At 42.9% G+C, this 21,422-nt stretch carries 14 protein-coding genes and 1 pseudogene; 6 read left to right on the top strand and 9 right to left on the bottom strand.

What is annotated here, in order from left to right; all coding sequences use genetic code 11:
* The first annotated feature begins 249 nt into the window (after positions 1-249).
* Positions 250-2,385, top strand: a complete 2,136-nt coding sequence (locus L2703_RS00260; RefSeq protein WP_428848634.1) for a TonB-dependent siderophore receptor — start codon at positions 250-252, stop codon at positions 2,383-2,385.
* Between the two features lie 163 nt (positions 2,386-2,548).
* On the opposite strand, the gene L2703_RS00255 is transcribed toward L2703_RS00260, so the two are convergent.
* From L2703_RS00255 to L2703_RS00245, 3 genes are all read right to left on the bottom strand, one after another.
* Positions 2,549-4,684 carry a TonB-dependent receptor gene (locus L2703_RS00255; RefSeq protein WP_248969155.1) on the bottom strand — a complete coding sequence of 712 codons (2,136 nt, stop codon included), beginning with the start codon at positions 4,682-4,684 and terminating at the stop codon, positions 2,549-2,551.
* A gap of 169 nt (positions 4,685-4,853) precedes the next feature.
* Positions 4,854-6,500, bottom strand: coding sequence for a ShlB/FhaC/HecB family hemolysin secretion/activation protein (locus L2703_RS00250; RefSeq protein WP_248969154.1), 1,647 nt, complete (start codon positions 6,498-6,500; stop codon positions 4,854-4,856).
* A 693-nt stretch (positions 6,501-7,193) separates the two neighbouring features.
* Positions 7,194-8,414: a threonine/serine exporter family protein gene (locus L2703_RS00245; RefSeq protein WP_248969442.1), complete on the bottom strand. Its 1,221-nt coding sequence runs from the start codon at positions 8,412-8,414 to the stop codon at positions 7,194-7,196.
* Positions 8,415-8,567: 153 nt separating this feature from the next.
* Between L2703_RS00245 and L2703_RS00240 the strand changes: the two genes are divergently transcribed.
* The 3 genes from L2703_RS00240 to L2703_RS00230 all read left to right on the top strand — a co-directional run bounded on the left by L2703_RS00240 (position 8,568) and on the right by L2703_RS00230 (position 12,201).
* Positions 8,568-8,963, top strand: a complete 396-nt coding sequence (locus L2703_RS00240) for an MAPEG family protein (protein WP_248969153.1) — start codon at positions 8,568-8,570, stop codon at positions 8,961-8,963.
* 202 nt (positions 8,964-9,165) lie between these two features.
* The gene (locus L2703_RS00235) at positions 9,166-11,469 is read left to right on the top strand and encodes a YgiQ family radical SAM protein (RefSeq protein ID WP_248969152.1); all 2,304 of its coding nucleotides are present in this window, start codon (positions 9,166-9,168) and stop codon (positions 11,467-11,469) included.
* A 129-nt stretch (positions 11,470-11,598) separates the two neighbouring features.
* Positions 11,599-12,201, top strand: coding sequence for a hypothetical protein (locus L2703_RS00230; protein WP_248969151.1), 603 nt, complete (start codon positions 11,599-11,601; stop codon positions 12,199-12,201).
* Positions 12,202-12,665: 464 nt separating this feature from the next.
* On the opposite strand, the pseudogene L2703_RS00225 reads toward L2703_RS00230, so the two are convergent.
* Positions 12,666-12,883 (bottom strand): annotated as a pseudogene (locus L2703_RS00225) (transposase); the annotation flags it as partial.
* 919 nt (positions 12,884-13,802) lie between these two features.
* Here L2703_RS00225 and L2703_RS00220 point away from each other — a divergent pair.
* Positions 13,803-14,390 carry a hypothetical protein gene (locus L2703_RS00220; protein WP_248969150.1) on the top strand — a complete coding sequence of 196 codons (588 nt, stop codon included), beginning with the start codon at positions 13,803-13,805 and terminating at the stop codon, positions 14,388-14,390.
* Positions 14,391-14,990: 600 nt separating this feature from the next.
* Here L2703_RS00220 and L2703_RS00215 read toward each other — a convergent pair.
* From L2703_RS00215 to L2703_RS00200, 4 genes are read right to left on the bottom strand one after another with little or no spacing between them, the layout of a single operon-like run.
* Positions 14,991-15,857 carry a DUF4198 domain-containing protein gene (locus tag L2703_RS00215; protein ID WP_248969149.1) on the bottom strand — a complete coding sequence of 289 codons (867 nt, stop codon included), beginning with the start codon at positions 15,855-15,857 and terminating at the stop codon, positions 14,991-14,993.
* A 16-nt stretch (positions 15,858-15,873) separates the two neighbouring features.
* The gene (locus tag L2703_RS00210) at positions 15,874-16,377 is read right to left on the bottom strand and encodes a DUF2271 domain-containing protein (protein WP_248969148.1); all 504 of its coding nucleotides are present in this window, start codon (positions 16,375-16,377) and stop codon (positions 15,874-15,876) included.
* Positions 16,378-16,415: 38 nt separating this feature from the next.
* Positions 16,416-17,027, bottom strand: coding sequence for a PepSY-associated TM helix domain-containing protein (locus L2703_RS00205; protein ID WP_283107753.1), 612 nt, complete (start codon positions 17,025-17,027; stop codon positions 16,416-16,418).
* Positions 17,027-19,141 carry a TonB-dependent receptor domain-containing protein gene (locus L2703_RS00200; protein WP_248969146.1) on the bottom strand — a complete coding sequence of 705 codons (2,115 nt, stop codon included), beginning with the start codon at positions 19,139-19,141 and terminating at the stop codon, positions 17,027-17,029. The genes L2703_RS00205 and L2703_RS00200 overlap by 1 nt, the downstream gene beginning before the upstream one ends.
* A gap of 157 nt (positions 19,142-19,298) precedes the next feature.
* Between L2703_RS00200 and L2703_RS00195 the strand changes: the two genes are divergently transcribed.
* On the top strand, positions 19,299-20,303 hold the full coding sequence (locus tag L2703_RS00195; RefSeq protein WP_248969145.1) for a helix-turn-helix domain-containing protein: 1,005 nt from the start codon (positions 19,299-19,301) through the stop codon (positions 20,301-20,303).
* Between the two features lie 385 nt (positions 20,304-20,688).
* Here L2703_RS00195 and L2703_RS00190 read toward each other — a convergent pair whose 3' ends face one another.
* The gene (locus L2703_RS00190) at positions 20,689-21,270 is read right to left on the bottom strand and encodes a YSC84-related protein (RefSeq protein WP_248969144.1); all 582 of its coding nucleotides are present in this window, start codon (positions 21,268-21,270) and stop codon (positions 20,689-20,691) included.
* Positions 21,271-21,422 lie beyond the last annotated feature (152 nt).

The following is a 21,422-nucleotide window of genomic DNA, read 5'->3' as shown; positions in this document are numbered from 1 at the left end:
ATCAGCTAATAAGGCTCCACTTCGCGCTTTACCAAGGCATGGCTGCTTATCGGCCAACTCAACCTCTTTATATGGAAGATCTCGCAGCAATGCGGGGCTTTTTGTTTTTATTTATATTTGTAAAACCATCGTAAATGCCAACATTTAAATAACAAATTAAATCAATGTAAAACAAGTAAATGAGAATGGTTGTTATTAGCGTTTATTGGTATATTGCCGCCAAATTTTAATGTTGTCGTTGAGAGTGTTATGCAATTGAAAATGGTTAATCTTGGGTTGTTCAGCCTATTGTTACCTGTAATGAGTGTTAGTGCTAATGAGCCTGTTACCACTACGGAGGCGGCAGAATCAATCGAGAAAATGACGGTAAAGGGGCGCGCGCAAACCTTTTATCGTGAGGCTTCAAGTTCCGTTGGTGCAAAAGTTGAAACCGACATGATGGATTTACCGCAATCGGTACAAGTACTAAATGAGCAATTAATTGATGACCAAGCGGCACGAGAAATTACCGATTTATACCGTTCTATTGCTGGGGTGAGCACATACAGTTATTCAGGTGTAGCCTTTCGTGGTTTTCGTGATGACAGCAATGTGTTTTACGATGGGTTGCGCGGCGATCCTTTTTCTGACTTTGGTATTCCACAATTATTTAACGTTGAACGAGTTGAAGTACTAAAAGGCCCTGCGGCTGCGTTATATGGTGGCGGAGAGCCAGGCGGCATGATTAATTATGTCACCAAAAAGCCAAGTTTCGAAAAAGAGACCGAAGTGACAATGACGGTGGGTGATTATGACCGAGTCGGTGGTTCAATTGACTCAAAAGGTGGATTAACCGACGACCTCGCTTATCGTATAGGCGCATTTTATGAGCAAAAAGACAGCTTTCGTAATAATGCCGACGCTAAAAATACTGAGTTAGCGGGTGGGTTACTATTTCAGCTTGACGATAATACCGCACTGACCACTATGGTTGATTACATTAAGCAAGATTTGGGTGGGAGTCGTTTACGTGGCGTGCCGGTAGACGATGAGGGTAACTTTTTGGTCGACCCCAGTTATAACGCCAATGAAGCGTCTGACTATCAAGATTTAGAAGCATTGGTGTTGCAAGCGCAATTAGAGCACTTTTTTACTGACAATTTTAGCGTAGAGACTAAAGTGCGCTATGTTGATAACGAACGAGTTCAAGGTTATCACGAGTCGCAAGGTTGGGTTGATGTTAATGGTGACGGTGAAGCCAACGTTGATGATGAAACGATTAAACGTGAGTACCGAAAACAATATCGCGCCAATCAAGAAGTGAGTCTAACCTCAGATTTTGTGTATCGCATAGCTAACCCAATTGAGCAAACGGTGTTGTTTGGCGTAGATTACCACCATGTAGACAGCGAATACGATTATTGGCGTGCACGTTACGAAGCCGATGGTGTCGCAAACCTGAATATATTTGATTTAAATTATGGTCAGAGTAATCCTGCTGATTACCTATTAACGGATCAGAATCGCGACGGTGAAAAAACTGAACGCACCGGGTTGTATGCTCAAGACCAAATTAGCCTAACAGACAACTGGTTGCTGCTTGTGGGTTTACGTTACGATCATTTTAACGACTTTGACAAAGAGAGTGGCTTTGAGTTTAGTGACGATCACGTGTCGCCGCGTGCAGGTGTTGTTTATAAATACTCACCCGACACCTCATTTTATGTGAACTACTCTGAAAGCTTTAACCCAACGTCTATTGGTGATCAGGAAGATGCCGATGCAGATGGCGGCTTAGATCCCGAGATCGGTGAACAAGTGGAAGTTGGGGTTAAAAACCAGTGGCTAGATGGCAGTATAATGACCACCCTAGCGGCGTACCAAATCATTAAAAAAGATGTTGCTATGACTAACCCAGAAGATACTGGGATAGATGATGGCATCGCAGCGTTAGTCAATTTAGGTGAAGTTGAAAGTAAAGGAGTTGAGTTTACCCTAGTGGGTGACATTACTGCCGATTGGACCATTATGGCCAATTACGCTTATAACGATGCGCGTGTGACGCAGGGGGATGTGGGTGACACTTATGCCGATGGCAGTAAGTTTGTCAATGCGCCGCGTCATCAGGCAGGTTTATGGACCCGTTACGATATCGACAGTTTACAGTCTGCCATTGCTTTTGGTGCAGATTATGTCAGTGAGCAGGTCAGTGCCGACGATCAAATTGTCAAGCCGTTCACTGTGTTTGACATGAGCTGGACCACCACATGGCAACAAACCCAGTTCCAGCTAAATGTAAAAAACCTATTTGATAAAGAATATGCAATCAGTGGATTTTCTGAGCGAAATGGTCATTTTCCTGGTTCGCCGAGGGAAGTTGTCTTGCAAGTATCGCATCAGTTTTAATGCTGGGCTAAACGTAAAATGGGAGTGATGTGTATCTCACTCCCTTTTTATGGCAGTTGTCACGCAGTAAGGTGGTTAATGTGCAGTGCATACTTGGCCGCAGTACACCACACCTTTGGCCTTGATTATCAAATGATACCCAATCCGACGTTAACGCTGACGGTTAAAAACGGGCTTTTACGCCAAGATTAATCGTCGTACCTAAGGATTTTGTGTTGTAGCCACCGTATGTATAGGCTTGCGATCGGGCAGAAAAGTAATCTTCATTCAGTAAATTTTCTATCCCAAGCGAAAATTGCCATTGGTTAAGCTGATAATTACTTGATACGTTAACGACATTGTAATGCTCTATTGGGCCTTGCGCCCCCACATATTGGTCATTTATTTTTTCGAAGCGATTACGATCGCCGACATAAATATAGTGAATGCCTACATTAAATGCGTCGTTGGCTTGCCAATTGACATAGCTGGTCAATTTGGGCGCCGATATCGTGCTGCCGTCAAGGTACACATCGGCTTCGGTGTCTTTCCCTTCAATCCAGCTATAACTTAAGCCTGTGCTGATATCTTCGGTTAGGTCATAGTCAAGCTGGGCTTCATACCCCCAGATTTTTTGAGGGGCTCGCACAGGCAAATATACACCTGTGGTCGCATCAAAACTGTTACTGGTACCCAGTTCGGATTCGCTACGATAGGCAGCAAACTCATAACGTAATTCCCCCATGTAACCAGAAAACCCAAGCTCGTAATTATCAACAATCGATGCCTCAGTGCGGATTAAATTAATGTCATTCACTGTAGCCGTTCTTAATAGTCTGCCTAAATCTGAAATATCGGCACCCTGGGAAAAACTCATAAACGGACTAAAAGCATCGCTTAGGTTATAACGCAGCCCAACATTGTAGGTCGTTGAGTCATAGGCTAAATCACCACCTGTGACATCAAAAGGCACTGAGCAGGTGCTCTCGGTGCGACATAGTTTTAAGGTCTGGTAGTCGTCAACGGTCAAGTCGACACTGTCTTGGCGAATACCGGCTTTGAGTATCCAATCGTCGGCAATGACAAATTTTGTTTGTAAGTAAAAGGCTAGGTTTTGCATGTCCATTTCTGGCACCCAAATACGGCCATCTTCTAGCGGTTGCGAGCTAATGTCTTCAAGTGCATCAAGTCCATAAATAAAAGTCGACTCAATATTGTCCCAATCGACTTGGGTGACAAAGTTAATTCGCATGCCCTGTTTTTCTGACTTAATTAACGACTGTCCACCCGCATAGCCTTCACTTAAATTGGCGAGTGCAGTTGAATAAAAAAACATATTTTCTATTTTTTGTGCGTAGCCATCTAAGGTGAGCTGGGTGTGGGGAAAAATGTCTTGGTCTACGTATTTCAGCATCACATTGTGATTACCACGCGGGCCTTGAGGTACGCCTTGGTTAGCAATGCCTGTAGTATTTTTGATTGCGTAGGTTTTTACGCCAGAGTTAACGCTGCCAATGACATCGATTAAATCTGCATCTTGTTGGGCTTCATAGTAGTTGTAAGTTAACTTAATCGACTTATCGTCATCAAATTGGTAACCGAGTTTGGTAAAAAAGTTGTTCGATTCGGTTTCAGATAAGCCATAAACTAAGCCAATAATGTCACCTTCGGCGTCACGTTCAACACCTGTTTTTTCTGTAATAGCACTAAATACATAACTGAAATCGTCAAGGGTGCCATCGATTGACGTATCAACTCTGTATCCTGCGCTGTCTTGCAACTTAACGGCGCTAAATTTACTCGAAACGCCCACGTTGACTCGTGCTTTATCCTCGCTAGCGTGTTTTGTGATGTAGTTGATTATTCCGCCTGATGCGCCATTACCGTAGATAGAAGTCGAGCCTTTAATCACCTCAATTCGTTCAATAACACCGGCATCGATAGAGCTAATATCCAATTGTCCGTTGCGCAGCGGTGTAGACTGTGGCACGCCGTCGATGAGGACTAATGCCGCTCGACCACGTAAATTTTGTCCAGAATTACTTGAGGTCCCTGTACTAGGCGCAAGCCCTGGCACCCGAAAAGCCAATAGATTCTGCAGTTCAGTGCTAATTAGCATGTCTTGTGCTAAAGCTTGTTGATCGATTAATGTTACTGACGAGGGAACCTCATCTATTCGTTCGGCCAAACGGCTACCTGTGACTATCATTCTTTCCATCGATGTGACGGGTTGTATCTCGTTTGCGGCAACAGAGGTGGGTAAAGCAAGTAAACACAGCGCGTAACGTGTAGCGGTTGAAACCTGGGTCAGTTTAAACATCACTTATAATCCATTAGTGTAAAAAATCCGACTAGATGATATTGGTTATCATTTGTATTTGCATCTTATTTACAAATACAATCAAATCTTTACAAAACAGATTGCAATTTAACGGATGTGATAAAGAGCAAAGTGTGTGGTTGGCTTGATCTTTATGTTGCTTATAACATTAAAAATGATCTTTCACCTGGAACCGAAACTCCCAGGCATTAATGTCATTTCCCGATGTCATTGGCATGGCTATGTCGATGTGAGCAACGTTGCCATAACTTGATTTAGATGAGTACAACCTTGCACCAATGCCGATACTGCCAATAGGACCGCTAACTTCATTTGATTCATCTGGGCCACCACTTGCTTGGCCAATGTCTGCAAACAGTGCCCAGCCTAATTCAGCTAATTGATATAAATTGATATTAGGATAGTAACGAATTTCGCCGGTGAGTAACCATTGATTATCACCATGTTGGTAATCGTTAGGGTAGCCTCTTACGCCTGTTTCATCACCTAAAGCAAAAGTTTGGTCGAGGTAGTTATTGTGCGATGTGGCAACTTTAGCCTTAGAGTAGGCTGTCCATTTAGGGTTTATTTGATGGAAATATTCTGCAGAAAGGCTCACATTATAAAAGTCTTGTTGCCCTGTTTGTATGTCAGTTTTGCCAGTTAAACTCATGAGCAGCAATTGATTTTTTTGTTGCCAGCCGCGTGTGGTCAATACATTTAAGTGGTAACCCAATGCCGCGTTATCGGCAACATCATTGGTTTCTAATCCAAGGGTGACCACATGGCGCCAACCTAAGTTAAAGTCTTCGTTATTATTGATTAAGTGGATGTTATTAAGCACTGTGTATTGGTCTTGTAAATACTCATAACTTATCCAGGGATAGATAAAATCGCGTTCAAAAGGCAAGGGTGAGTCTGGGTAAATATCAATATTATTAAACAGATGTTGTTCTTGTGTGATACCAAGGCTGAGGCGTTGCAGATAATCATTTTGCTTATCTATTAGCCAACCCATCCCAATATTGGCATAGTCGATAATATGTTCAAATTCGTAAATGTCTTTACCATTTTGCCTAATGGTATCAATGCGAGTGTCGGTTGACCAAGCAACACCATACATGTCTTTGGTATCCAGGGCGTAAAAGGGTTTATGAAACGCCAACGCAGAGGCTTGGCCGTCACTGTTGTCGTAAAAATCAACGGCGACATGACCATGTTTTACCCATCTTACTGGTGCATCAAACGCAAATTTATAACCGGTACGGTCGGCACTAGATTGGTACTTGAGTTGCGTTTTTACACCCAGCCCCAGTAAGTTGTCTTCTTTCATGCCAAATGAATATTTAGTGTCTCCACCATTTTTACTTAAACTCACCGTGGGTAATAATGACCAGTTGTCCCAGGTTTCAACAAGTACGACATCTTCAATGTTGTCTTCAGCTAATGGGTCTTTGCGGGCAATATTGATTTTGGCATCGCGAATATAAGGTTCATAACGCAAAAGACGTTGAGCTTCGTGAAGATCTTTTTCAGTGATGGCGTCGCCCACTTCAAAACTCAAGCTATTAAGAATGGTCGACTCTTTGGTGTTGATGTGTAAGTAGTTAGCCCAGCGATGTAAAAAAATGGCATCTGGTGCTGATTCATCAAAAATAGGGTGGCTAACAATGACAATATTTGCGACCTTGTCGACGTCATGTTTGTTGACGGTTAGCGATTCAGTTTTTTTAGCTACCGCGTCGTCATTAGCATTGGCAAAAGTATGAAAAAGCAAGGTGACGAAAACACTGGCTGCCAGTATCAATCTTGGCATAAATCGTCCTAATTGTTGTTTTTGTTATTTTTTATTTTTGATTACTTTTAATGTAAACACGATGTTTCTAATATGAAGGTATTGCGTTACCACGTTTGTTCATAACACACCTGAATGGCTAAATAGTCAAGTGATTATACCATTGCGCGTTAGTAAGTAATCTCTTTGCGAGAATTTAAAAGGGCTTAAACAAGGCGAATGACTGAATGAATAGTGATTCTCTTTCGAAGTCATGCAACGCAGTGTAAGCCCTTTTAAAACTCGCCACAAAGGAATGCCCCAGCCGCTTTTGCTTTACGTTCTCGCTATTTGAAAGGGAACAACCATTACTACATAACCTCAACTCTGGATAAGAGATGTATTGATAACGATATAAATCAATAGATTGACTAAAATCCACTGTCAAGCTTGTGATTTGTTTTGCTAACAAGGCGAATTAACGCGTCAATAGCTAGCCTATTGCAAGTTAATTCAACGCAGTGAGGAAGGCAAAGGACTGCTTGAAAGGCGTTTGTTATCCAGAGCTGAGGTTACATAGCGACGCCTTAATCAAAAACCGCTGGACGCATTCACAGTGGTCACTTATTAATGCGTAATGGTATTACCTAATGAACAGCGATTTTATTGCCACAGAAAACAAAAAGGCTGCAATCAATGCAGCCTTGGGTGTTGCCCTATGGAGGCTTTGTTGCCTTATAACGATTTTCGTGGAGGGACGACAACGTTTGCAAAAATTAACCCCGCAATGAGTGACATAAAAATCAGGAAAATTTGTGGGCCTAAATGTGCCTGATTCAGCATGGTTTCGCCTGAAATAAGAGTATTTAAGCCTATGTAGGTTTTACTACCGGGGACTAAAATAACAATGCCTTGCAGTAAGGCAATCGACACGGGCGCCTTCATCCAGCGGGCGTACAGATTAGAATAAATACCTACCGCCAATGCACCAACAAAAATGCCAATCGATTCGCCTAAATATATCCCACCTAACATGGCAGAAAAGAAAGCCACAATCCCAGCAAACACACCCCAAGGTGAGTCTTTAAGGCGCGCTTTAAAGATAATCACTAACGACATCGACAGCAATGGCACTGCAGACCAAATCGCCCAACGAGGCAGTGGAACAGGGTCAATATAGGTAACCTCGCCAAAAATGGCTTTACCTATGGTCATGCCCAGTACCGCACCAAAATACAATTTAAACAACTGCATAACCGCATCCATAATGCGTGCGGTACCAGAGATTAAATCACGTGCAGCAAGCTCTGCTAGGCCCAGTGTGAGTGCAAGGCCAGGCACAAAAATAATCACCCCAGATAAAATCGTGACCGGTAAATTAATACTGGGGTCAAATTGGGCAATCGCTGTGGCTAAAATCGCGCACATTACCGCCGCCATCGGTTCGAGCATTTCGGCAATTCGTTTAGAGCGTTCTGCCCAAAACACTAAGCTGTAAACCAGCAAGCCCAACATAGCGGACCAAAAAACATCATGCCAACCAGTGCCCATTAACATGGCAAACGCCCCAGCACTTGAGCCAAAAGCGAGTAAGGTGAGCTTATGGCCATAAGGGTTGGGTTTATTGGCAATGTCTTCTAAACGTTCGAGGGCTTCTTGTAATGTGCGCTGGCCTGAACTGAGCTCTTCAACCAGCTCGAATGTACGAGCCAATGACCCTAAATCCAGATCGCCAGGTTTAACACGTGCTACGTGGTTATATTCTTGTTCGGTGTCGTGTTGCAGCACAAAGGTCATGGACGTGGGCGATATTAAAAAATAGCCTTCAATACCTAAGGTGCTGCATACCGTTTGTAAGTGAGATTCTAAGCGATACGCAGGCGTGCCGAATTTATGTAGGGCTTTACCTAGTTTTATGATAAATCTACGTTTTTCTAAAAAATCCTGATTATCCACTGGGCGATAGTCACTCATAAAGTTTATTTGGGCGCGAATATTAACCGATTAGGGCGTGTGTTTATAGCCAAACTGATTCAAAATGTGTTTATAGCATTGTCATATTAAATGCTGATGTCAAAATAATAATATAGTCGACTAAAGGAATTACACATGACATTGATGGTAACGGGTTTATATGCAGGGTTAACAGCGTTATTGGTTTTAGCATTATCCTATAAAGTGGTTAAATTTCGCCGTGCCAATAAGATAGGTATCGGTGATGGTGGACACCAAGGGCTGTCTATTGCTATTAGAGCCCATGGCAACTTAATTGAAAATGCGCCCATAGTACTCATTTTGTTAGCACTAGCAGAATTGAATGGTATGCCAGCTTACCTAATCCACTGTTTAGGTACTGTTTGGATTGTGGCACGTTTATTACATGCTATAGGGCTAACCCAGGGGCAAGGTGGTACACACTTTGGTCGCTTTTGGGGAGTGCTGGCTACCTGGATTGTGCTTTTAGTGTTAGCTGTCGCTAATATTGGCTTTTTTCTCGGTTTGTAGCGGCTACGGCAGTGGTGGTATCAATATATCACCACTAGTTTTAGGGTTATTTAACAATAAAAATATTTCACTTTTGCTGCTTTTTTAGTCACACTTAATGCCTCTGTACTGCTATACTCCGCGTCCGTTAAATTAAGCCATTGGCTGATGTTATCACCGGATCAGTTAGACTGATTTTCCCCATTATATGTAGGTCATTTGCATGCAAGTTGAGTCAACGTTATTTAATTATCCCAAGTTTTGGGCGCATAGCTTCGGAACGGCACCTTTTTTACCCATGTCTCGCAAAGAGATGGATATTTTAGGCTGGGATAGTTGCGACATTATCATTGTGACAGGCGATGCGTATGTAGACCACCCAAGTTTTGGTATGGCGGTGATAGGGCGCATGCTTGAAGCTCAGGGCTACCGAGTTGGGATAATTTCGCAGCCAGACTGGTCAAGTAAAGACGCGTTTATGCAACTAGGGCGCCCAAACCTGTTTTTTGGGGTGACCGCAGGCAACATGGATTCGATGATCAACCGCTATACAGCCGATCGTAAATTGCGTCATGACGACGCCTATACCGCGGGAGATATTGGTGGTAAACGCCCAGACCGTGCAGTGACTGTGTACACCCAGCGTTGTAAAGAAGCCTTTAAAGATGTACCAGTGGTTATTGGCGGGATTGAAGCCAGCTTACGCCGTATTGCCCATTATGATTACTGGTCAGATAAAGTAAGGCGCAGTGTGATTTTTGATGCAAAAGCCGACATCTTAATTTACGGTAATGCCGAGCGCCCGCTAATGGAAGTGGCTCGTCGTATCGCTGCTGGCGAAGCCATTAACGACATCGACGATGTACGTGGCACCGCGGTTATGCGTAAAGATCCAATGCCAGGTTGGCGAGGCATGGACTCTCGTGAAATCGATCAGCTACACAAAATTGAACCCTTGCCTAACCCTTATGGCGCCGATGATGTCGGTTGCAGCAATTTATCTGGGCCAACAGACAACAAAATTTTTGATAACGACGCACCTAAACCTATCAGCGTGCAGCCACCTCGTCCGAAGCCATGGGAAAAAACCTATGTGCTGTTGCCTGCTTTTGACAAAGTGAGCGAAGACAAATATTTATATGCCCATGCATCGCGTATTTTGCACCAGGAGCAAAATCCAGGATGTGCGCGGGCGTTATTTCAGCCACACGATGCCAACCGAGGCGTATGGGTAAATCCACCGGCTTGGCCATTAAATACTGACGAAATGGACGCGGTATTTGACTTGCCGTATCAGCGTGTGCCGCACCCTGTCTATGGCAAAGAGAAAATCCCTGCTTATGACATGATCAAAACCTCAATCAACATTATGCGTGGTTGTTTTGGTGGTTGTTCATTCTGTTCGATTACCGAGCATGAAGGGCGCATTATTCAAAGTCGTTCGCAAGAGTCGATCATTAAAGAAATTAAAGACATTCAAGAAAAAGTGCCTGGTTTTACCGGGGTGATTTCTGACTTAGGTGGCCCAACTGCTAACATGTACCGTTTAGGCTGCACCAGCGAAAAGGCCGAAAAAACCTGTCGCCGTTTGTCTTGTGTGTACCCATCTATCTGCGGTCATTTAGGCACAGATCATAAACACACCATTGACTTATACCGCGCTGCTCGTGATGTTCCCGGGATTAAAAAGGTATTGATTGCCTCGGGCGTGCGTTACGACTTAGCGATTGAAGATCCAGATTACATCAAAGAGTTGGCTAAGCATCATGTGGGCGGTTACCTAAAAATTGCGCCAGAGCACACCGAAGAAGGCCCGCTCAGTAAAATGATGAAGCCGGGCATGGGGACTTACGATAAGTTTAAAGAATTGTTTGATAAGTTTTCAAAAGAAGCCGGTAAAGAGCAGTTTTTAATTCCGTACTTTATATCGGCACACCCCGGAACGACCGATGAAGACATGATAAACCTTGCCTTATGGCTAAAAGGGCAAAAGTTTAAGCTTGATCAAGTACAAAACTTTTATCCATCACCCATGGCTAATGCAACGACCATTTATCATACCGAGCTTAATTCGTTGAAAAACGTTAAGCACGATAGCGAGCAAGTTTTCGTGCCTAAGAAAGGTCGCCAACGTAAACTGCATAAGTTTTTATTACGCTATCACGATCCGGCTGGTTGGCCGATGATCCGTGAAGCGCTAGTGGCCATGGGCAAAGCGCACTTAATTGGCAATGGCCCCAATCATTTGGTGCCGCCCGAAACCCGTAATGAGCAAAACAAAGTGAAGTGGGGCCAAAAGCCTAGCGCTAAAGCGAAAGACCAAGGTGGCCAAAAAGCCATGACCCGTTTTTCTGCCGACCAGTTTGAAGACCGTAAAGGTGGGTCAAAAGCGGATAAATCCAGCGCCAAGTCTACCGGGCAAAAGCCAAAAGCAGCGGCCAAAAACACGGGGCAGCCAGCCAAAACAACTGGGGCTAAACGACCTGCAAAAAATGGTTGGGCTACCAAGTCTAAATACACAAAATAGTGACGTTTTTGCTTTTGCGATAAACAACAAACCCGCATTTATGCGGGTTTGTTGTTTGTCCTAGGCCTCAGTTGGTAAAGCGTGTAACCTAAATGGCAGAATAGTCTCAATAAGCAAAGGATCAGCATCATGGCTAAAACGAGTAGATTACCAGGTTACTTCACCAGTGCATTAGTCTGTAGTGCGGCATTAATCGCAGCTCCAAGTAACGCGGCTAATTCAGTGCAGCAACAGCAGTTTTTTGAAGCAATAGCCAATCTTTGTGGTAAAGCTTTTGCCGGTAAAATCACTGCTGGTGGCAGTGAAGATGATGGCTTTAGCGGTAAAGCGCTGATTATGCATGTACGCCAATGCAATGACACTGAGTTAAAAGTGCCTTTTCATGTAGGTGAAGATCATTCACGCACTTGGGTCATCACTCAAACCGACACGGGGTTACGGTTAAAGCACGACCATCGCCACAAAGATGGCTCTGAAGACAAAGTCACTATGTACGGTGGCGATACTCGCGATGTTGGTACCGCCAATATGCAATCGTTCCCTGTGGATGATGAGTCGATAGTCAATTTTAAACAAAATGGCCTAGATCAATCGGTCACCAATGTGTGGCAGATGATGATTGAAGCGCATACTTTTACGTATCGTTTAACACGTGAAAATCGCGATTTTAAAGTGGAGTTTGATTTAACCAAACCGGTTGCATTACCACCCGCGCCATGGGGACATGAGTAAGCTGTCGCTGAACCCATATATTGCTTCCAGTGACATAAACGCCATTAGATACGTCTTCCCGGCAATGTTTTTGAGCCGGGAACCAGGTGTTAGCTTTTGTTGTTTTGCTTATAGCCTGCGGCCACTAACGCTTAAGATCGCAAGGTTCCACCCTGCACGGGCCAAAAGGGGATCAACAGCAATCCCCTCTTGGATCACCAGTGCCGTTCCGGCAACATTTTCGCTTTTTAACCAAACAATAAAAAGAAAACCATGACACCCATTAATTGAAAAATAACTTTACTCGTTTTCATGGCTTTGGCGAGGGATACGACGATGTGCTCAACTCATCAATTTTTATCGATATGGCTAAAATATTATCGTTAAATGAGTGGGTTATTCATCATTTGCAGAATTCAACACAGCAGAAAAACTTGATAGCTATCCAGTGTTAGAAGAATTGAAATTTGATTGGGGATGATGACTTAAGCGCACAACCAGCGCTGACAATTTGCAGCGCCTTGTCGTCGTTTTCGCTCTAGATGCTCACAATATTCAGTTAATGCGGGTAATGCCCCAAATTCAGTAGTGATTTTAAGCCAATTCTCTGCGGGGATATTGAGCCTATTCAGTATGTCCTGACTGCTTGAGCTATGGCGCCACGCTTATCTTCTCGAATAATCCGACCGGTATCTTCAACCAATACTGTCTTGGTCTGGCCATCTTTAATTACCGTTTGGAAAGGATAAATAAAGCGTCGTTCAGCGCTCAATATTTAGTCAATTGGAATGGGTGGCAATGTTAGCGGCTCTTGTTTTTTACTGCGGGCAACATTTAAGTTTAACGAAAGCTCTTTTTTATTATGTGCTTATATAAAAATGACAATGAATTGAGTGCCGTGGCTTGCGTTCGTGGTGCAACGTCTTGTTTTAACACTCAGTATTTAGATAGCGTTCGACTTCATTGTCTCCCATTGAGGCGGGCGCTTATTGTTGTGCTCCCATATTCAAGAAAATGAGTGACGAGCGCACTTTCATTTTCTTAATCTCTCTAGCATCAATAAAAAAATTATAGTTAGCAATACATTACGTTATTTGTTAAAAATAGATTGATTAATACATGAGCGTGACATCGGTAGATAGATGCGCCCTTCACGCACTATAGAATTGTTAGCATTCACTAGGTAATTCCATTAATTCGGAACAAGAATACCAAGCAAAAAGATCAATATTCATGAAGGTAATACCGTCGTGTTTCGCAATATTCTTTCTTTCGGTAGTCTCAGCGTTTTTATTTGAGTCTTTCGAGTATGTTGCTTTCGTGGTCGCCTTGGCTTCAATTATCGTCGCGGTGGTAGTTCAACTGCGCATTAATAAATGTCCAAAATGTGGTAAATCTCAGTTTGGGGCTATAACCGTAAACGGCAAATTATTTCGTACCGGAGGCTGGGCATTAAATCCCACGATATGCCCTTGGTGTAATACAAAACTAAACGTGCCACATGGCCACTGCTAACAGGACCAAACACAATCGTGCAATGCAAAAAACGCATTGCACTGGACAGCCTACGCTGCGCTTCGGCTGCCTGTGTTGGCGGCGTTATGTGCCACAGGGAGTAATGCATGAATTTTAAGTTATTAGTTGTTTTATCGCTATTTATTACACCAGCAACCTTTGCTTCTGAACTGGAAAAAATGGCGGAAGAAGACCAACTTGCTAGAAGTGGAGATTATGAAAAAATTGACTGGTTAGCGGTCGCTAAAGATGATCAAATTCGGCGCAATAGAGTGAAAGAAATTCTATCTGATAATAGAGCCTTTACTGCTAAAGATTATTATAGCGCTGCGTTAATAATGCAGCATGGAAAAACTCCTGAAGACTATTTGGCCGCGTTTCAATATGCGAAAAAAGCAAAAGATATTGATCCTAAAGATGAGGGAGCCGCTTGGCTCTCTTGTGCCGCCGAAGATCGCTATTTACTAAAGGTGAATAAAAAGCAGGTATGGGGTACTCAGTTAGAGTCGAAGCTGAACAAAGTTGGTACATATGAAATTCTATATTTGATTGATTTTGACGAAACCCAAAAATCTGATGCAGAAAGAGAAGGTTGCTTCCTGCCAAGTTTAAAAGAGATGAAGCGAAGGCTTAATGCTATGTCAAAAATGAAAAATATAAATATGCAGTTTGAGCATTGGATGAGTGGCACATAACAAACGCATTAAAAGCGCTCGCGTTGCTCGCTGTGACGCCAAAACTACGCGGCAAGTTAGTGTTGTGTTTTGTCAAATTTTAAACCAAATTGCCGCTACATTTTGTCGCCCGTTATGCGGGAAGTTAACCCATAGAAATATTTATACAAAACTCACCTAATACAGCTGACCATCTAAAACGTTTTTGTCCAGAAATCATTTAGGTAGGCTCTAGTGTAGTGGGTCAGTGTTGATTGATCACTAGGCTCTATATTGTAATAAAAGTACAGGGAAAAGTTGTCGTTTTAGAGGTTTCCATAATTTGTCAGTTTAGGGTTATATTTTACGGCAGAATATGGTGGTAAATTTTAGCTAAGTAATTGAAAACGCTTATTGCTTATGTCAGGTTATGCTGCAGCGACAGTCATTGTGGCTCAACGCACACATTGACATAATATCGCCATGTTTTTTGATTTTAGGCAGCATGGTTTTGCTTGTCGCTTGCAATACATTTTAGGGTGAGGTGTTGGTATTCATCTTAAGCGCAATGTGTATCGTGAATAAAATGCTAACGCCAGTTGAGGCGTTAGCATGCAGTAGCACATTGGTTTCTTTTTATGCTTACTCTGGGAACACTTCTAACGTTAAATACAGGCTATAGTGTTTAACATCTACATCTTGTTGCTGAGGTTTATCTATATGGGTTTCAGCGATTAACAAGTAAAAGCCTGCTTGTGTGGGGGTAAAGTTTACCGCCCCATCTTTTGCAACTATTAACTGCTTTTCTTCTCGGTCATTGCGGTGACGGGTACCCGCCTGGATTAATTTAACGTCGACGTTTTCTGTCAGTGGTTTGCCGTTAAAATACAACATAAACTGTGCCGGTTCGTTGGCAAACAGATCGTTGGGGTGTGTAATACTTAGTGCTTCAATGCCTGTACCTGTGGGTTTAAGGGCTGCTTGAGTGGCATTATTTAATGTGACAAAGGTTTCGACTCGGGCTGCTGTGGTTCGGCGAACAACATTTTTGGCCCCATCTGGGATGTTGGGTGATGGCCCCCAAATACGTTCAGGTTGACCGTCTGAGTTAATGAATGTCGTCATAAATATGTCTGGTTGTACTATCCCGATACGATAAGTTCCGGGATCTGTTAAGGTTACATCTGCCACTGACATACGCGAAAATGCTGTCCATTGAGTATCGGTTGTCATTTGGCCGTCAGGTTTTATCACGGCATAATCTAAATTGGCAAAATATTCCTTAAACTCACCGACATCACGTCCAGAACCACTGTCTCCTAATGGTTGATCTGGGTGAAAAATAGCATTAGAAATACTGGCGTTAACTGTCACCGTTTGTGGTTGATCGCCAGAGAGTAAAGTGTGAGAGGGTAAAATATAGCGTTCGTGTGCTGTAGCGCTTGATACCATGAGCATACTGATGGCGGTTAGTATAACTCGTGGCCATTGTTGGTAGTTAACTGGCATATTTTTCTTCCTATTTTTACGGCTGAATGGATAAGGTTACTGTGCCTATCTCTTGTTTACCCTCAATAGTGAACACTTGCTTATTGTCACTTGGGTAGGTGAATGCTTGCTGCAGGTATTCCCGGCTACCCTGTTCACGTACTGATTCAACATGCAGTAAGTATTCTCCCGCGGGTAACATTTTTCCTGATGTTAATTTTCCATCCCATTGCAGGCTGTATACCCCTGGTTTGCGTGTTGCGCCTGCAACCGCTTGGTAGTCTGGCGACTGGTTACGACCGATTTTGCGCCACCACTGTCGCAGGTCTTTGAACCAATCTGCTTGTTGACGCCAAAAAGCAAGGGTATGGACACCTTCACGTTTTGGGGTTTCTATCCATACCGCGACATAAGGCTTGTGGTAAGGAGAGGTTTTTATGTCGGGGATTTCTACCGAAACAGTGATGGTTTGCGCATGAGTGATATTTGGTAACAGCCATAGCGCAATAAATAGCAATATAACCAATGGTAATCGCACCATATAAATTGTTTGCTCCTTTTTCAAAATGGGTTTCTCCTTTATCTTGGTACCGCGATGAGATAAATAATTAAAGGCGTGATGCTTCCCAATAAGACCACGAGCATGCCCTTGCCTCGGTGCTTGGCGTTTTGTAATAAAATAATCAGCCCTGTTAATGCAAACAGCAAAATTAACGCCGCTGATAGATCTATCACCACTGACCAAACATCACCGCTATGTCGACCTTTGTGTAAGTCGTTCAATAGCCCTAATAACCCTTGACTGCTTTTTTCGATTTCGATGATGCCGTCGTCGAGTAGTACAGTGACAAAGGCATAACCCGATGGTAGAGGGTAATCGAAGGTAATTTCTCCCATGTCGACCATCACATCTATACTGCGCGGTGAAGCCAAAGACGTTGCTTGCTCAATATGCAGTTGCAGTGCTTTGAGCGGGTATTCACCTTCATAGTGCATAAAGGTTTCAGGTAGAGATAATGTATGAGTGTTGTTTTGTGCTTTTGCGGTCCAGGTAGGGTGATTTAAAGTTATCCCCGTTAGGCTAAAAAAGACTAACAGGGAAAATAATGTGCAAGACACATAAATGTGTAGCCAACGGCAAAAGCTAAAAAAACGCTTTGCTTTTGCCGTTCGTAACCATGTACTTATCATTAGAATTGATATGACACTGTGGCTTTGATGTTTCGACCTGGTTCAAAATCCTGTAGGTACAGTTCGCCAAATCGAGGGTGGAATGACACACCGGTTCGAGATGATTGTGAAGCATAGTACTCATCAAATAGGTTATCGACACCAGCGATAATGCTAAGCCCTTCAATCGCTTGTATATCCCATCTAGCATTGATGTTATGCACGGTATAACGTTGTTTGCTGTTATCAAGGCTAGCACCGTCAAGGTCTAATCCTGCATCAACATCTCCGGCATGAAGCAATTCCCAGTTGAACGATAGGCCTATTTCTTCAAATAAGTAGCCGACTGTTGCACTGATTGTGTCACCTTGTTGTCTGTCTAGACGAGCACCATTTAAGTCACTGTATTGCTCAAATGCTTGTAGTTCGCTTTCGGCACTTGAAAATGTCACAGAGCCAGAGAAACCACCATTAAGGTAATTGATATAAGTTTCAAAACCTTCAATTTCCATGTCGCCGATATTGTCTTTCCAATAGCTCGAACCTGATGTGGCAGGGGCAGAGGCATAATCATAGATATAATCATTAATTTCGGTTTTAAATACTGTCGCGCCTAATGAAACGCTGTCATCACCAAAAGCATTAAATTGATAAGCAAAAGCTAACTCGTAGTTAGTGCCTGTTTCAGCTTTTATATCTTCATTGCTGGTATCAAATAGCCCTGCACCGACAAAGACTTCACCAATTTCGGGCCCTTTAAATAGCTCTGTTGCGCTTAGGCTAAAGAGTAAGTCATTGGTTGGCTGTACAGCTAACTCCAATGCCCAAGCCGTATTGTTAAAGTCATTGTCGACCACTTTCGAGTCTATTGAGTACTTGTCATAACGCAGGCCAGGGGTCAAGCTGACATAGTCATTAAAGGTAATCTTATTTTGTATAAACAGAGCCATATTGTTAGCCGATTCAGCTGACTCATCTGTGCTTGCGCTGTATTGTGCTGAATAATCTGTATCGTGTTTAACGTAATCAAAACCATAAGTAAGCTCATGTTCCCATAAGGCGGTTAGTCCACTTTCGCCTAACAGGTTTATCCCTTGGTTTTTGGCTTCGCCTGTAACAATCGCAGCCCATCCTGCAAAGCTAGGGTTGTCGGCGTAGCCTGTCTCATCACGCCACAGCTCGCTGGTGTTAGAATACGCAGCAGCTTTTAACAGAGTAGAATCCACACTCAACTCGTAGTTTAGCGCTAGCGTGTCTCGGGTAAATTGAGTGGGCCACAAAAGGGGGACTAGCAGTGACTCGGTGATGGCGATATCAGTCGCTAACCCCATATCGGGACGATAACTGTAGTTGCCTTCATCTTGGTATTTTTCATAGCTAAGCTGTACGCGCTGATTGTCACTTGGCTCCCAGCCAAACTTAATGAGTGCATCATCAAGTTCGCCTTTAAGGCCTCTTACTGTGCCATCGGTGCCGTCAATTTTTTCGCCAGTGGAGTCGGTAATAACGCCACCACCTACTTCATAATTATCGCGTTTGACAAAATTGTAATACCCGAGAAAATCGATGCTGTCGTTGAGTAAGCCGTAAGCGGTTGCAGAATAATTTTGTCCAGAGTTATCTCCAGCACCCACCTGTACTCGTCCACCAAATTGTTCGTCATTTTGTAATAAGTCACGGGCTTGCTTGGTTTCAAACCTCACCGAGCCACCTAATCCGCCATTAATAACTGAGTTATTACCAACATCGATGTCTACCGATTTCAAGATGTCGGCATGGATCTGTAAATTACCCATGTGGTGATACATGTAGTTATTTTGCTGGGCACCATCAATCGAAATATCTAAATCTTTGTCGTCCATACTTCGAATCGTTATGCGTTGATTAAGTGAGTGAGCTCCGCCCACATCAACCCCAGGAATACTGCGCAACAAGTCACTAATATGATCCGCTTGCTTACTGGCAATGGCTTCTTCTTTTAAATACATTGAAGAAGCATTTATCGTGGTGCTCCACACCGTCACTCTTTCAATTTCTTCAGACTCTTTAGGCTCCGCAGCGAGTAGCAATGGAGACATAAGCACTGTAACAACAGCTAAGCTTGTGGTGCTTATTTTAAAGCGCTTAGGTAACATAACGATTCCTTTTTAATGAAAAACTTCCAAACAATGGTAATGATAACTATTATCATTATGTTACCACTGTGTTATGTTGAGCGTGGCACTGATTGTTATGCGATATCGCCAACGTGTTATGTGTAATCGCCAATTGTAATGAAAGAGTGAACTGCCAATGGATACGTGTTTTTCTAAGGTTGAACTGTCTCGTAAAATTAAAGATGCTGGTTACGATGATGCATTTATTAATGTTAGCCATGCGCCGTCAAAATCGTTTATGGCGGGAGATATTTGTTTTCAGACTTTGCCTAATGGCATTGATATTCATTGCGCTAATATCACCGAAAATGTTGACGGTTATAGTTGTAGCCAACTATCTCCTGGCATCAGTATTAATGTGCTATTGCACGGTAGGGTTTGTTTTGCACTTGAGCATCAACGCTACGAGATAGAGGCTAATGAACAACCCGCGCTATTTATTAATGTGATGAATGATCAACAAGTCTTTACCCGATTTTTTAATCAGCAACAAGCGGTTAAAAAAATCAGCTTAAGCGTGAGTAAAGCATGGTTGTTAGCACGTTGCAGTAACGCAGTAGACAGACAAGATATTGAGCAGATTTTTGGTGCCTCTAACTCGGTATTTCAGTGGCCCTGCGAGGCTTCTTTACTTACATTAGTACATGATTTGTATCAAAAGACGGTAGATGAAACCTTATGTTATCAGTGGGAAGTTGAACAAATTGCACTGCAATTTTTTTGTCAATCTTTTCGCTTATTAACTTCGACAGTCACCCAGCAATCGCGAGTAGAATCTAGCACTTGCTGCATGAATGATGCTTGCGCAGCCATTGATCATGACTTTGAAGCTAAAATTGAGTCTTTATTGTATGAGTCATTGTCCCTGCCTCAATTGGCAAGCAGATTAGGGGCGAGTATCAGCACGTTACAGCGTTATTTTAAGAGCCGCCATCAACTGACGCTTAAAGAATACATGCGCAATCAAATTCTTGAACATGCAAGAAGACGGCTCATTTTTGAAGGAAAATCGATTGGAGAAGTGGCCTACTTGGCTGGGTATAATCACGTGTCGAATTTTTCATCCGCCTTTAAAAAATATTTTTCTATCACACCTGTGGAAATGCAAAATCGATATCGTGACATAAAAAATCTGAAGTGAACCTAGAAAAACACTCACTGTCGTAAGTATTGTGGCCTTTTCAACCGTTTACATTACCTCTATTAGCGGTTAACTGCCAAAGGTTTGTCTTGATTAAAAACAGAGAGTAACATCAAGCATCCCAAAACAATTCAGGCTGTCAATGGCAGCCTGAATGCGTAAGCTTTGAGTCGATCTTAGTTGAGTTATTTAACCTGAGCTCGGGATAAGGGATGAACTTATACTATTTAAAATCAACATGTTACCCATTCTCACTTTCAAGCTTGTCATTTGTTCTGCTAACAAGGCGAATTGACGCGTCAATAGCTAGCCTATTGTAAGTCGATTCAACGCAGTGAGCAGGGCAAAGGACTGTTTGAAAGGCATTTATTATCCCGAGCTCAGGTTATTTAGCATCAAAGGTAAACGACTGTCCTGCTAAGGCTGCTTCAAACATCAATCCGCCTTTGGCTGCGGTAAAAATCGCCATACCGTTAATGTATTGTGCCGCAGCGTTATGGTTACTTCCTGCTTGGCCTGCTCCTGCTGAGTTACCTGTGGTGCCGACTTGAGCATTGGCACCTAAGTTAATCGCGACAGCAGATGCTTGGGCGCTAAATTCAAAGCTGCCACTAGTAAATTCGTTATAGGCTTTGGCGTCTTTAAAAAAGATAATTTCGCTATAAGCTTGGCCGCCTAACTGAAACCCTATAGATAACTGTGTTAAGGCTGAATCACCCATGTAGGTACCGCCCTGGTATACTCGCCCGTTACCATAGGCGGCGCCAATACCAATGCCACCTTTAGCCACCGTTGGAAAAATAGCATAACCATAAGCTGTGTTAAAAAAATGTCTGCTCTCGTTGGCTTTTTTAAAATTAGTTACAGCTTCATTGTAAGCATTATCGTTAGCCAAAGTAGGCACAGAAAAAGCCAGGCTAAACAATAGGGCTAAGCTTGCAATAATTAAGTTACTTGAACGTTGCATAAATTACCTCATTGACGTCATTGTCATTGTATATGCCATAGATTACCAATAGCGCCTAAATGGTGCGAGTTAATTAAGATTTATACTTTTAATACTCGCCGTAACGTCAGGCACCAGCGGTTTTTGCTTTGCATTTTAGCGATTGGCAAGGG

Origin of the sequence: Shewanella basaltis, assembly GCF_023283885.1 — a bacterium.
GTDB lineage: Bacteria > Pseudomonadota > Gammaproteobacteria > Enterobacterales > Shewanellaceae > Shewanella > Shewanella basaltis.
This window is presented reverse-complemented; position numbering and strand designations above follow the sequence as displayed.